9 protein-coding genes are annotated in these 13307 nt (G+C 64.3%); 3 read left to right on the plus strand and 6 right to left on the minus strand.

Going from position 1 to position 13307, the window contains the following annotated elements:
* Positions 1–54: 54 nt before the first annotated feature.
* The 3 genes from V7E26_RS18490 to V7E26_RS18500 all read right to left on the minus strand — a co-directional run bounded on the left by V7E26_RS18490 (position 55) and on the right by V7E26_RS18500 (position 4612).
* Positions 55–540, minus strand: a complete 486-nt coding sequence (locus tag V7E26_RS18490; RefSeq protein WP_324418641.1) for a PRC-barrel domain-containing protein — start codon at positions 538–540, stop codon at positions 55–57.
* A gap of 42 nt (positions 541–582) precedes the next feature.
* The gene (locus tag V7E26_RS18495) at positions 583–2781 is read right to left on the minus strand and encodes an amylo-alpha-1,6-glucosidase (protein WP_324418643.1); all 2199 of its coding nucleotides are present in this window, start codon (positions 2779–2781) and stop codon (positions 583–585) included.
* Positions 2782–2848: 67 nt separating this feature from the next.
* Positions 2849–4612 carry an ABC transporter ATP-binding protein gene (locus V7E26_RS18500; RefSeq protein WP_324418645.1) on the minus strand — a complete coding sequence of 588 codons (1764 nt, stop codon included), beginning with the start codon at positions 4610–4612 and terminating at the stop codon, positions 2849–2851.
* 303 nt (positions 4613–4915) lie between these two features.
* On the opposite strand from V7E26_RS18500, the gene V7E26_RS18505 reads away from it, so the two are divergent.
* A complete protein-coding gene (locus V7E26_RS18505) occupies positions 4916–5986 on the plus strand; it encodes a glycosyltransferase family 4 protein (RefSeq protein WP_324418659.1) in 1071 nt (356 codons plus the stop codon).
* Positions 5987–6107: 121 nt separating this feature from the next.
* Here V7E26_RS18505 and V7E26_RS18510 read toward each other — a convergent pair whose 3' ends face one another.
* Genes V7E26_RS18510 through V7E26_RS18520 form a run of 3 tightly spaced genes read right to left on the minus strand, consistent with a single transcriptional unit; the run spans position 6108 to position 11207 of the window.
* A complete protein-coding gene (locus V7E26_RS18510; RefSeq protein ID WP_324418647.1) occupies positions 6108–8051 on the minus strand; it encodes an alkyl/aryl-sulfatase in 1944 nt (647 codons plus the stop codon).
* On the minus strand, positions 8048–9919 hold the full coding sequence (locus V7E26_RS18515) for a flavin-containing monooxygenase (RefSeq protein ID WP_324418649.1): 1872 nt from the start codon (positions 9917–9919) through the stop codon (positions 8048–8050). Before V7E26_RS18515 ends, V7E26_RS18510 begins: the two co-directional genes overlap by 4 nt.
* A gap of 46 nt (positions 9920–9965) precedes the next feature.
* Positions 9966–11207, minus strand: a complete 1242-nt coding sequence (locus V7E26_RS18520) for an acyl-CoA dehydrogenase family protein (protein ID WP_324418651.1) — start codon at positions 11205–11207, stop codon at positions 9966–9968.
* Positions 11208–11311: 104 nt separating this feature from the next.
* Between V7E26_RS18520 and V7E26_RS18525 the strand changes: the two genes are divergently transcribed.
* A complete protein-coding gene (locus V7E26_RS18525) occupies positions 11312–12124 on the plus strand; it encodes an IclR family transcriptional regulator (protein WP_324418653.1) in 813 nt (270 codons plus the stop codon).
* A gap of 68 nt (positions 12125–12192) precedes the next feature.
* Complete coding sequence (locus V7E26_RS18530; RefSeq protein WP_324418655.1) at positions 12193–13179, plus strand: Bug family tripartite tricarboxylate transporter substrate binding protein; 987 nt, start codon at positions 12193–12195, stop codon at positions 13177–13179.
* Positions 13180–13307: the final 128 nt, after the last annotated feature.

A 13307-nucleotide genomic window follows, 5' to 3' on the forward strand; every position in this document is an offset into this window, starting at 1 on the left:
CTTCAAGTGCGCATGATCTTGCCGGAAGACCGGCATCCACTTTTCCGGATCACGCTAATGATCAAAATCCCAGGGCTGCAAACGGCCGGCCGCGCCGAGAACGATCACCGGCGCGTCCTCTTTGTATTCGGGCGCGGCCGCCACCTGGGCCTTGGTCAATTCGAGCGTGATGCTGTCCTTCTTGTTGGCGACGGCGCCGAAGCGCATGGCCTTCCAGTCGACGACGATCTTGCGGCTGCCGACGCCGAGAAAGCCGCCAAAGTCGATCACCGCCGCGCGCACCGTACCATCGCGATCCACGATCACGTCGACGACGCGCCCCATGTCCTCGTTCGCCGCGCTGCGAACCTCGCGGCCGAGAATGCCGTGGGCATCCCTCGCCCCGATCACGGTGACCGAGGGCGGCGGCGCCGGCTCCTTGGCGGCATCGACCGGCGTCGTACGCGCCCCCTGTGTCGTCGCCGCATCCTGCGCGACAGCGGCCGTTGGGCCGGCCGCGAGGCCCGCCACTAAAGTCGCAACGACAATACCTATGCGCATGAGCCCCTCCCGACTTTTAGCTGCATGAGCCGCGCACGGCGCCTAATGCGTCAACACGATCGACACCTGAATCTGGCCGCGGGTCCGCAGCACCTCGAGCGACACCTCGCCGTTATGGCGACGAACCCTCAAGTCCACGCTGGAAGGCCCGAGTCGCAGATCACGCAGCACCACCTCGTTCAGGAATTCCGGCAGGCGCGGATCGCGCAGGCGAATTTCGCCGCGCGCGGCATCGAATTCGAGGCCGAGCGCCGCTTCCAGCAGCGTGAACGGCGTTGCGCTGGCCCAGGCCTGCGGCGCGCAGGCGACGGGATAGAGCACCGGGCCGCGCCGCTTCTCGCGCTGGAAGCCGCAGAACAGTTCGGGCAGCCGTCGCAAGTCCATGTAACTCGCGGTATCGAACAGGCCCTTGAACAGCAGCGCCACGGAATGCTTCAGACCGTAGCGCGCGAAGCCGAGCGCGATCAGCGCATTGTCATGCGGCCAGATCGATCCGTCGTGATAGGACATCGGATTGTAGCGGGCTTCGCCACGCGCGATGGTGCGGATGCCCCATCCCGAAAAGAACTTTGGGCTCATCAGATCGGCCGCGACCAGCCGCGCGCGCTCGTTCCTGACGATGCCGGTGAACAGAAGCTGGCCGGCATTCGAGCTTCGCACCTTGCACGGCCGCTTGGCGCCGTCGAGCGCCAGCGCGTAGGTGCCGAGTTCCTCACACCAGAACGCCTGCTCGAATCGATCGGCCAGCAGCAGCGCTTCGGATTCGAGCTTCGCCGCCTTCTCGATCAATCCGAGCCGCCGGGCGCAGCGCGACGCCAGGCGCTTGCCGGCGAAGACATATCCTTGCACCTCCGCCAGCGCGATATAGCCTTCGGCGAGTTGTCCATCGGCATGGAAGATCGCGTCGTAGGAATCCTTCCAGCCCTGGTTGGCAAGCCCCTGCTCGGTGGCGCGCTGATATTCGACGAACCCGTCCCGGTCGGGATCGCCCGGGCCGTCGATCCATTGCAACGCGGCTTCGATGGAAGGCCACAGTTCGGAAAGCGTCGCCTCGTCGCCGGTGCGTTCGACATAGAGGCCGGCCAGCAGGACGAACAGCGGAGTCGAATCGACGCTGCCGTAATATTGCGCGAACGGAACTTCGCGCAACGCGGCCATTTCACCGCCACGCATCTCGTGCAGGATCTTGCCGGGCTCGGCGTCGGCGCGCGGGTCGGTGGTCCTGGCCTGGAAGAAGGCGAGCCGGCGCAGCACGCCCTGCGCGATCCGCGGATCGATCCACAGCATCTGCAGCGCCGTGATCAGGCCGTCGCGGCCGAACGTGGTCGAATACCAGGGGATGCCGGCATAGGGGTAGCGGCCCTGCGGCGTTTCGGTCATCAGCATGTTGAGGTCGGCCATCGCCCGGCACAGCACCTCGTTGAAGATATTGTTCGATGTCTCGATGCTGGCCGCGCCCACGGTCAAGCGCCGCATCTCGCGGCGATGCGCCAGCAGGCCGCGATAGAACGGCGCCGGCTTCTGCATGATCGGCTTGTTGCAGGATACCGCGACGAACAGCGCGGTCACTTCCTTCGGTGCCAGTTCGAGATGGTAGGTCGCCGAATTGACGGCGAGCCGCGTTGGCCTCGGCTCGAAATGCAGCGCGGTGATGCGGGCCTGGCGATCGAGGCCGCTATATTCCAGCACGACATCGCACGGGCCGAGCAAGCGGCTGGAGCCGGTTCCACGGCGCGGCCGGCGCTCGCCGCGAACCTCGAACAGGTCGGCGAAATCATTGTCGAACCGCAGCGTCAGGTCGAAGCTCGCCGGCCGGTCGCCATGATTTTGCAGCGCGATGCGCTGATAGGCCGTGCCACGCCACAGGAAGATCGAGCGCACGATGTGCAGCGTGTCCTTGGGCAGCACCAGCCTTCCGCCGCGATAGACGTCGGAATTGGTGAGATCGACCGTCAGCGCCGAATTATCGTCGCGCAGGTTGGAGCCGAGCAGCAGCGGCTGGACCTCGTCGAGCACCATCTCGAGCCGGGCGAGATAGCGCGTATCGGCGTTGAACAGTCCATCGGGGCCGCCGGCCGATGCGCCGATGTCGCCATGGCTGTCCAGCACGATGAAGGTATCATCATGCTTGAGCGAGCGGCGTTGCCGCGTCGCCGGCCCCGTCATCGGGATGTAGAACGGCGATTCCGCGACGTGTTCGGCAGCCTCGACGGCGATCAGCTGGCTGACTTCGGCTGTCATGTGAACCTCAAGCGATTTTCCTACGTTGCGACGAACGCAGCGGACTCAAAAACGCTACTGACAACGATCACGCCGCGTGGCTCGCCAGGCGTCCCAGTTCGCGCGCGACCAGTTCGCGGTAAGGACCCCTTCCCTGCACGAGAATATCGGGCGGACCGTCCTCGATGATCCGGCCGCCCTGCAGTACCACGACCCGATCGAAATTGCGCAGCGTGGCGAGACGGTGGGCGATGGCGATCACGGTCCGTCCGCGCATCAGGCGCGACAGCGCCTCGCGGATCGCCTCCTCGGATTCGCCGTCGAGCGCCGCGGTCGCCTCATCCAGCAACAGGATCGGCGCGTCCTTCAGGAAGGCGCGCGCAATGGCGATCCGCTGCCGTTGTCCGCCTGAAACCTTGGCGCCGCGATCGCCGACGATGGTGGCCATGCCCTCGGGCAGATCCTCGATGAAATCGCAGCGCGCCGCGATCGCCGCGCGCAACACCTCGTCGTCGGTGGCGTTCGGCCGCCCGTAGCGGATATTCTCCATGATCGAGCGGTGGAACAGCGAGATGTCCTGCGGCACCACTGATATCGCCTCGCGCAGGCTTTGCTGCGTCACCCGCGAGATGTCCTGGCCGTCGATCGTGACGCTGCCGCGCTGGATGTCGTAGAAGCGCTGCAGCAGCATGAACAGGGTGGATTTGCCGCCGCCGGAATGGCCGACAAGCCCGACCCGCTGTCCGGGCTGAATGCGCAGCGAGAATTTCTCGAACACCTGGGAACCGCCGGGATAGTGGAACGCGACGTTGTTGAAGGCGACGGCGGCGCCGCTGCGGATCAGCGGCTCGGCCTCGGGATGATCTTTCAGCTCATGGGGCAGCAGCAATGTCGCAATCGCCTCGGTGAGGCGCGCGACATGCTGGGTCACATCGACCAGCGCCACCGCAAGATCGCGCGTCGCGCTCAGGATCGAAAGCCCGAGCGTACAGACGAGAACGACGTCACCGGTGGTTGCCCTGCCGCTCTGCCACAGCATGATGGCCCATGCGAGCAGCGCGATCGTCAAAACGATGGTCACGACAGCGTGAAGAAGCCGCAGCTTCTCCAGATAGCGCAGGCTGCGGCCGCGGGCATCGAGTTCCCGCTCGACGGTAGCGTCGAACCGGTCGTGTTCGTAGCTGAGGCCGCAAAAGGCACGGACCAGCGGCAGGTTGCTGATGACGTCCACCATCTCGCCATCAACAGCGGCCGCCTTGTCGGCGAAATCGTCATGAAGCGGCTTGCCTGCCGCGGCAAGGCGGAACATCGCCATCAGCATGATCGCCGCGATCACGATCAGGCCGGCGGACATCGCAAGGCTCACCGTTCCGATCAGGAGAATTGCCGACACGGTCGCGATGCACGGCGGCAACACATTCCATACGAACATGTTCTCGACGGTGAAGACCGCGTTGGATGTCGCTGTGATGCGGCTGGTCAGCATGCCGGGCAGCCGGTCGGAGAAATAGCTGGGCGCGTGCCCGGTCAAGTGGCGGAACATGTCGCGACGAAGATCGCCGGTGACACCGACAAAGGTGAAGCTCGCGACCCAGCTCGCCACGCGCCACAACAGATTGTCGGCGGCGATCAGCGACATGAGGAATGCGAATGCCAGCCATACGTTGTTCGCGTGCGATGAGCCGGCGGTCAGGCTGTCGACAAGATTTTTTACGCCATATTGCGTGCCTACCGAACAGGCAACCGCTGCGACTACCGAAGACACAATGATGATGTGAGCCGCGCGACGCTGACGCAGATAGCGCAGGACGAATGAAAACGGACGTCGCGCATATCCTGAGAGATTGTCCATGAGTTCCGCAAACCTGTTGAGAGTGAACAAGAATCCCTAACGCCTGCCGCACACGACGACGTGAAGAGTGTCGTTTCGGATTTCCGCGCGCGCGGCCATCACCGCGCAACAATTCTGCAGCATCGAGATTTCAGTAAATCTGTTTCTGACAGATGGCATCAGCAAGACAGCCGTGTGGAGGAAGCAAGATGTGCTGATCGAAGGAACTTCGCAGATGCGGGAACGTTCCCGCTCCGGCACGCCGGTGTCGATCATGGGGCTGAGGGTTTAGTGCAACTACCATTCATGACAGGAGACGCAAACATGCGCATCGCGCAGGTCGCCCCGCTGACGGAGGCTGTCCCCCCTAAACTTTACGGCGGCACCGAGCGGGTGGTGCACTGGCTGACCGAGGAACTCGTGGCGTTGGGCCACGATGTCACGCTGTTTGCGAGCGGCGATTCCCGCACATCAGCAAAACTTGAAGCAACATGGCCGAAAGCATTGCGCCTCGACGGCGCGGTGCGGGACCCCAATGCGCTGCACATGGTGATGTTGGAGCGCGTGCGGCAGAAATGCGACGACGAAGAGTTCGATTTTCTGCACTTTCATCTCGACTATTATCCATTCTCGCTGTTCTACCGGCAGCCGACGCCGTTCCTGACGACGCTGCACGGGCGACTCGACCTACCCGAGCACCAGCCGGTGTTCAGCACGTTCTCCAAGGTGCCTGTCATCTCGATTTCCGACGCGCAGCGCCGACCGGTGCCGAAGGCCAACTGGGTGCGTACCATTCATCACGGGCTGCCGGAGAACCTTCTGACGCCACAGCAGGTCAAGCCTTCTTACCTTGCCGTGCTGGGGCGGATCGCGCCCGAGAAGGGCGTCGACCGCGCGATCCGGATCGCTGCCCGTTCCGGCCTACCGCTCAAGATCGCGGCAAAGGTCGATCGCGCCGACCAGGACTATTACGACGAGTTGATCGCGCCCCTGATCAAGGCGAATCCGCTGGTCGAGTTCATCGGCGAGATCAGCGACCGCGAGAAATCCGACTTCCTGAGCGGCGCATACGGCCTGCTGCTCCCGATCGACTGGCCCGAGCCGTTCGGGCTCGTGATGATCGAGGCGATGGCCTGCGGCACGCCGATTATTGCCTATAACCGCGGTTCGGTTCCGGAGATCATCGACCCCGGCCTCACCGGCTTCGTGGTCGAGGACGAAACCAGCGCGGTCGGCGTGATCGATCGTCTCATCGCGCTCGACCGCACCGCCGTCCGCAAGCAGTTCGAAGCCCGCTTCACCGCGCGGCGCATGGCGCTGGATTACCTCGCCGCCTATCGCAGCCTGCGGGAGCAGGCGGGGCCGCGGATCAAGCTGGTCAGCAGCGCGGAGTAGCTCAAAGGCCACGGTCATTCCGGGATGGTCCGTCAGGACCAGACCTCAGGTGCGCAATTGCGCACTGGGAAATCTCGAGATTCCGGGTTCGCGCTTTCGCGCGCCCCGGAATGACGATCCCTCAACTCACCGCCGTCCGCTTCGGCTCGACGATCTCGAACATCCGCGGAAACTCGTCCATCAGCATCATCAGTTCGCCGAGCCGCATCGGATCGCCGCTGACCATGATCTTGCCGGCACCGACCGCATCGGGGAATGTCGTCAGCTTGGCGATCACTTCATCGAGCACGCCGCGCGGCAGCGTGAAGCCGGCGTGGGCGTCCGCATCTTGCGCGCCGGCGACGTAAGTCAGCGCGCAATTTTCCAGATTGAGCACGAAGGTCTCGCCGGTGTCGGTGAAATTCCAGTTCAAGACGATGCGCTTGCCTTCGGCCTTGGTGCCGTTGAGGCGGACGCCGAGCACGTCCCAGAGCTGTTCGGTACGCAGCGCCGCCAGCGTCTCGCGCGGCATGGCGGCGCGCGGCGGCGCCTTCGGCATGCCATGGCGCAATTCCTGCGCGCCGAACAGATAGGCGTTGCGCCAGGTCGAACTTTCAGAGGCATAGCCGAGCTGCTCGAAGGTGTCGGCGAGCATGGCGCGCGCCGCCTGGTTGTCGGGCTCGGCGAACACCAGATGGCTCACCGCTTGCGCCACGAAGCGGAATTCGCCCTTGGCAAAATCCGCGCGGGCCCGGGCGAGGATCGCGTCCGCCCCGCCCATGTACTCGACATATTTCTTGCCTGATTCCACCGGCGGCAAGGGATCGAGGTTGACGGGATTGGCGTCATACCAGCCGAGATATTTCTGGTAGATCGCCTTCACATTGTGCCTGATATGGCCGTAGTAGCCGCGGCCGTGCCAAGCGCCCTCGAGGCTCGCAGGCAGGCGGATGGTTTCCGCGATCTCGGTTGCGGTCAGGCCGTGGTTCATCAGGCGGATGGTCTGGTCATGCGCGAACTTGTAGAGGTCGCGCTGCTGGCGGATCATGGTGTCGATGCGCTCCTGGCCCCAGACCGGCCAGTGATGCTGGCCGCACATCGCATCCGCCTTGCCGCCCCACATCTGCAGGGCTTCGCCGAGATATTTCGACCACGCCAGCGCGTCGCGCACATCGGCGCCGCGGAACGGCAGCAGATTGTGGAAATTATGCGTGCAGTTTTCCGCGAGATTGAGCAGTCTGTAGCGGTCGACGAAGAAATGCATCTCCGCCGGCGCTTCGCTGTTCGGCGCCATCTGGAATTCGAACTCGACGCCGTCGATGGTCCGCCGGTCGCCGGTCGCGATGATCAGGTCGGTCGGGCGCACCAGCGCGACCGCCCCCGCCGCCATGGTCTTGCCCAGCCCGCAATCCACCTGCCCGCGCACGCCCTTGGCGAGGAACGGCCCGAACTGATATTGCGCGCGCCGCAGCATCGCGGGGCCAGCGATGATGTTTTCGGAAACCGCGTGCTCCATGAACAGATTGGGCGCGATGACCGGCACCGTGCCGCCGGCGAGCGCCGCATCGTCAAGCACGCCGCGCGCGCCGCCCCAATGGTCGGTGTGGGTGTGAGTGAAGATGACGGCGGTGACCGGCCGCTTGCCGCGGTGCTGGAAATACAGCTCCATCGCGGCCCGCGCGCCCTCGATCGAGGTCAGCGTATCCACCACGATCACGCCGCGGTCGCCCTCGATCAGCGTCATGTTGGCGATGTCGAGCCCGCGCACCTGATAGACGCCGGGCACGACCTCGAACAGGCCGTGATGCATGTTGAGGCGCGACTGCCGCCACAGGCTGGGATCGACCGTCGGCGGCGCCGCTTCCGCCGACAGGAAGCCGTAGGCCTCGAGGCTCCAGACCGTCCTGCCCTGCGGCGACGTGATCTTCGCGTTCTCCACCGTGCCAAGAAAGCCGCGCGCGGCATCATCGAAATCGCGCGTGTCGGCAAATGGCAACGCCTTCAGCGTCGCCGCATGCTGCGCGATGACGGAAGCGGTCGCGTCCTTCGGAGATTCCGTTGCTTCGATCGTGGCTGATTGGCTCATGGCTGTTTCCCTCCTCGCAACTCAAACTGACCTTCAGAAATTCGGCCCTGGCGGAACGCGATCCCCTCGAACTGGCCGCTGCTGCGCCAGCCCTCGATATATTTGAAGTAGGCCATGGCCCCTGCGGGATGGCCGACGTTGAGCTTGGCGGCCGGGCCCGGCTCGCGCCCTTCATTGTTGTAGTAGCCGGGCGTGCAATCCGGCGAGCCGATCATGCGGCCGGCGCCGGTCAACAGCAGCTCGACCCATTGATCCTCGGCTTGCTTGCTGACCTCGATTTCCTTGAAGCCGTTCGCCCGCGCATGCCGCACCAGCAACGCGATCGTCTTCGCGGCGTCGGTGAGATTGTGCGGGACGTTGGAGATGAGATTGGCGCCCTGCGCCGGCTGCACGAAGAACGCGTTCGGGAAGCCGTGGACGTGAACGCCGTGCTTGCTGCGCATGCCCGATGCCCAATAGTCCGACAGCTTGGCGCCGCCGCGGCCGACGAGGTCGAAGCCCGCCCGCCGCTTGTATTCGGTGCCGACCTCGAAGCCAGACGCGTAGATGATGCAATCGAGCGCATACTCCTTGCCCGCGACCACGACGCCGTTTTCGGTGATGCGCTCGACGCCCTTGCCGTCGGTATCGATCAGATGCGTGCCAGGGGTGTTGAATGCCTGCAGATAGGAATCGTGGAAGCACGGCCGCTTGCAGAGCTGGCGATACCAGGCCTTGAGCTTTGTCGCCGCTTCACGGTCCTGCACGATGCTGTCGACCCGCGCGCGGATTTCCTCCATCTTCTCGAAGTCGGAATCCTCGAACGCCGCCAGCATATTCGGTGGGGTTCGCTGCTCGCGCGGCAGATCCATGATCCTGGCGCGGATGCGCCGCGACAGGTCGGTCCAGCCGTCCTGCACCAGATCCTCTTCCGCGGAGCCGCCGGCCTGGTTCGCCGTAAAGTTCTCCAGCCAGCGCTGCTGCCAGCCGGGCGTCGCGATCCCGGCGAACCACTCCCGATCGATCGGCGCATTGGCCCTGACGTCGACCGAGGAGGGCGTGCGCTGGAAGACGTAGAGATCCCTGCAGGCACGGGCGAGATGCGGCACACACTGCACGGACGTGGCGCCGGTGCCGATGACGCCGACGCGCTTGTCCGCGAGCTTTTCCATCAGCGCGCCGGACGGATTGCCGCCGGTGTAATCGTAATCCCAGCGGCTGGTATGGAACGAATGCCCCTTGAAGGACTCGATGCCGGGAATGCCGGGTAGCTTCGGCACATGCAGCGGTCCGGTGCCCATCCCGACGAACTCCGCGGTGAAGTCATCGCCTCTGTTGGTGCGGATGCGCCAGCGCGTTTCAGCTTCATCCCAGTCGAGGCTTACCACCTCGGTGTGAAACAGCGCGTTGTCATAGAGGCCGTATTGCCGGCCGATGCGTTGGCAGTGCGCGAGGATCTCCGGCGCATGCGCGTATTTCTCCGACGGCATGTGGCCGGTTTCCTCGAGCAGCGGCATGTAGACCATCGAGGCGGTATCGCATTGCGCGCCGGGATAGCGATTCCAGTACCAGGTGCCGCCGAAGTCGCCGCCCTTCTCGATCACGCGAACGTCCTTCACGCCGGCTTCCACAAGCCGCGCTGATGTGACAAGTCCGGCAAAGCCGCCGCCGATGAAGGCGAAGGTGACGTGATCGGTCTTCGGCTGGCGCGGCGTGACCGGCGTATAGGGGTCGTCGAGATAATGCGCGAGCTGGCCTGCCACGCGCAGATACTGGTCGTTGCCGTCAGGACGCAGCCGCTTGTTGCGCTCCTCCAGATATTTTTGCCGCAGCCGTTCCTTGTCGATCGCAGGACCCTGCGACGTCGGGGCTGGTTCGGTCATTGTCATCCGGAGCGCCTTTCAGAAATTGCGGAATGCCCGTCATTACCACCGTTCAGGATGGATGGGCGGACAGATATGGCGAGCCTGCAATCGACCAGGACGGCATCGATTCCATGCGGAAGATTTGCCGCAGGTGCACCTCGTCGGGGCCGTCGCCGATGCGCAGCAGGCGTCCCCAGGCCAGCGCCTGATGGATCGGAGTGTCGTCGGAGCCGCCCATGGCGCCGAACACCTGCATGGCGCGGTCGGCGATCCGCTGCAGCATCGCCGGCACCGCGACCTTGATCAGGGAGACGTCGCGCCAGGCGCCGTGATGACCGGCCCGGTCGAGCATCCAGGCGCAGCGGTAGGTCAACAGGCGCGCCTGTTCGAGCTCGACGCGGGATTCGGCAATCCAGCGCTGCACGGTGTCGTATTGCATCACCGTGCGGCCGAAGGCGGTGCGTTCCGACGACCGCACCATCATCAATTCGATCAACAGCTCGCACAGCCCGATCGAGCGCATGCAATGGTGGATGCGCGCCGGCCCGAGCCGGACTTGCGCGACCTTGAAGCCCTCGCCCTCGGCGCCAAGCAGGTTCTCGCGCGGCACCCGCACATTGTCGAAGCTGAGTTCGCCGATCGGGGCGACGTGATCCTCGCACCCCATCCAGCGCAGCCGCCGCACCAGGCGAACGCCCGGCGTCGCCATCGGCACGATGATGCAGGAATGCCGGCTGGTGCGATCCGCGCCTGAATCAGTCACGCCCATCACGATCAGGAAGCTGCATTTCGGATGCGCCGCGCCGGTGATGAACCACTTCCGTCCATTGATGACGTAGTCGTCGCCGTCGCGCACCATGCGGGTGGCAATGTTCGTCGCGTCGGAAGAAGCGACATCCGGCTCCGTCATGCCGAATGCCGAACGCGTCTTCGCTTCCAGCAGCGGATGCAGCCAGCGCGCCTTCTGCTCCGGCGTCGAGCAGTTCTGCAGCGCGATCATGTTGGGCACGTCGGGCGCCTGACAGTTGAAGGCCTCCGGCGCCCAGAACAGCCGGCCCATGATTTCCGCCAGCGGCGCGTATTCGAGATTGGAAAGCCGCGTGCCCGGCTCGCCTTCGGCAAGTTCGGGAAGACCGAGATTCCACAGGCCCGCCGCGCGCGCCTTGCGCTGCAGATCCTCCATGAACGGCGCGGCTTCGCCCTTGGCGGCATGATCGAGCCAGGCGCGATGGCGCGGCAATACCTCGCCGTCGAAGAACGCCTGCAGCTTCACCCGCCAGGCTTCCGATCGCTCGGACAGATCGAAATTCATACCGGCTCCCCGTGCTTTTCGCGAACGAAATCGCATATCGAAACAATATGCGAATTCATTTCGATATATTGACATAATTAGGGAATAATGGTCAACTTCGGTTCATGGCAGTCCTGTCCAGCACCGATCCGCAGAAATCCCGGTCCCCCGAGGACCACGGCGATCCCTCCTTTGCGACCACGCTGGCGCATGGGCTCGACGTACTCGCCGCTTTCCGCAATCATAGCGGCTCGCTGTCGAACGCCGAACTGGCGCTGCATACCGGCCTGTCGCGGCCGACGGTGTCTCGGCTGACCTACACGCTGGAGCAGCTCGGCTATCTCAAGCGCGATACCAAGGGACGCTTCCAGCTCGGGCTCGGCATCCTCGCCGCGGCCTATCCGGTGCTGTCGGCGCTGAAGGTGCGGCAACTGGCGCGCCCGCTGATGCGCGACTTCGCCGCCTATACCGGCGGCACCGTTTCGATCGCGATGCCGTTCGGGCTCGACTTCATCTATGTCGAGACGTTGCGCACCACCGATGCGGTGGCACATTTGCCTGACGTCGGCTTTGCCGGCTCGCTGGCGCCAACCGCCGTCGGCCGCGCCCTGCTGTCGCTCTTCACCAGACAGGAGCTCGACGATTACGTGGCAAAGGTAAAGGCCGAGCGTCCGGAAGAAGCTGACTATGTGAAGGCGCGTACGCTGCCCGATATCGAGCTGTGCAAGGAGCGCGGCTTTGCGATTTCGCTCGGCGACTGGCGGCGAGAGATCTTTGGCGTTGCGGCGCCGCTGTACCGTACGCCGTCGGGCGACTGCCTTTCCGTCAATTGCGGCATTCCCTCGTTCCGCTTCAATGCCGAGCAGATCGAACGCGAATGCGGTCCGCGCATGCTCGGCCTGGCGCGCAGCATCCGCTCGCTGGTGGCCAGCGACTGAAACACCCCCGCAAGAGGGGCAGAGAAGGTGCATCGCTCGACCGATGCGCGACATATGGGGAGGGAAGAATGAGCCGGATCAGAACCGCGCTGGGCTTCGCCATGGGCATCGCCTGGGGGGCGGCCATGCTGCTGCCTCATGCCGCGCAGGCGCAGAGCAATTATCCGAACCGTCCGATCCGGATCGTCGTGCCCTACCCCGCCGGCGGCATCGTCGACATCGTTGCGCGCGCGGTGACCGAACAGGTCGGCCGCGACTGGAAGAGCACTGTCGTCATCGAGGCAAGGCCCGGCGGCAACAGCAATATCGGCACCGCCTCGGTCGCGCGCAGCGAGCCCGACGGCTACACCTGGCTCGTCACGGGACCGGCCGCGCTGGTCAATCCGACGCTGTACAAGGACGCCGGCTGGGATGCGCTCAGGGATCTCAGATGCGTCGGGCTGGCCGTCTGGAATCAAAGTGTCGCACTGGTCCATCCCTCGATGCCCGCCGGCACCGTCAAGGAATTCGTCGAGATCGCGCGCAAGAAGCCGGGCGAACTGAATTTCGGCAACCCCGGCACCGGATCATCGATCGATCTGAGCGCGCAGAAACTGTTTCAGGCGGCCAATATCAAGCTCACCAATGTCGGCTACAAGGGCCAGCCGCAGGCCCTGCTCGATTTGATGACGAATTTGATGCATTTCGAGATCGTCTCGCTTGAGCTCGCTCTGCCGCACATCAAGGCCGGCAGCGTGAAGCCGCTCGCCGTGATGACCGACAAGCGCGTCGCCGACCTGCCGGACGTGCCGACGATAGCGGAAGCCGGATTCCCGGAAGCCACCTACGTGCCGTGGTACGGCATCTATGTTCAGGCCGGCACGCCTGATCCCATCGTCGCAAAGATCAATGACGGCATAAACAAGGCGCTGCAAAACCCGGACGTGCAGCGCCAGCTCGCGGTTGCCAACATCCCGGGCAAGCCGATGCCGCTGGCCGAACTCGCCGCATTGATGAAGGCCGACCACGACAAGCTGACGAAGGTGATCGCGACCTCGGGCATGGCACTGCAGTGAAGGGCAAAGCCACCGACCTCACCGCGTCATTGCGAGGAGCCTAGCGACGAAGCAATCCATTCCTCCGCTTGCGGCACTATGGATTGCTCACATGGGGAATGTGTGTGTCAAGGATGGGCAGCCACCTT

The organism is Bradyrhizobium sp., from assembly GCF_036735945.1.
In the GTDB taxonomy this organism is placed as follows: domain Bacteria; phylum Pseudomonadota; class Alphaproteobacteria; order Rhizobiales; family Xanthobacteraceae; genus Bradyrhizobium.

Coding starts and splice junctions, on each gene's coding strand:
- V7E26_RS18490 (WP_324418641.1), bottom strand. CDS start 540: ATGCGCATAGGTATTGTCGTTGCGACTTTAGTGGCGGGCCTCGCGGCC.
- V7E26_RS18495 (WP_324418643.1), bottom strand. CDS start 2,781: ATGACAGCCGAAGTCAGCCAGCTGATCGCCGTCGAGGCTGCCGAACAC.
- V7E26_RS18500 (WP_324418645.1), bottom strand. CDS start 4,612: ATGGACAATCTCTCAGGATATGCGCGACGTCCGTTTTCATTCGTCCTG.
- V7E26_RS18505 (WP_324418659.1), top strand. CDS start 4,916: ATGCGCATCGCGCAGGTCGCCCCGCTGACGGAGGCTGTCCCCCCTAAA.
- V7E26_RS18510 (WP_324418647.1), bottom strand. CDS start 8,051: ATGAGCCAATCAGCCACGATCGAAGCAACGGAATCTCCGAAGGACGCG.
- V7E26_RS18515 (WP_324418649.1), bottom strand. CDS start 9,919: ATGACAATGACCGAACCAGCCCCGACGTCGCAGGGTCCTGCGATCGAC.
- V7E26_RS18520 (WP_324418651.1), bottom strand. CDS start 11,207: ATGAATTTCGATCTGTCCGAGCGATCGGAAGCCTGGCGGGTGAAGCTG.
- V7E26_RS18525 (WP_324418653.1), top strand. CDS start 11,312: ATGGCAGTCCTGTCCAGCACCGATCCGCAGAAATCCCGGTCCCCCGAG.
- V7E26_RS18530 (WP_324418655.1), top strand. CDS start 12,193: ATGAGCCGGATCAGAACCGCGCTGGGCTTCGCCATGGGCATCGCCTGG.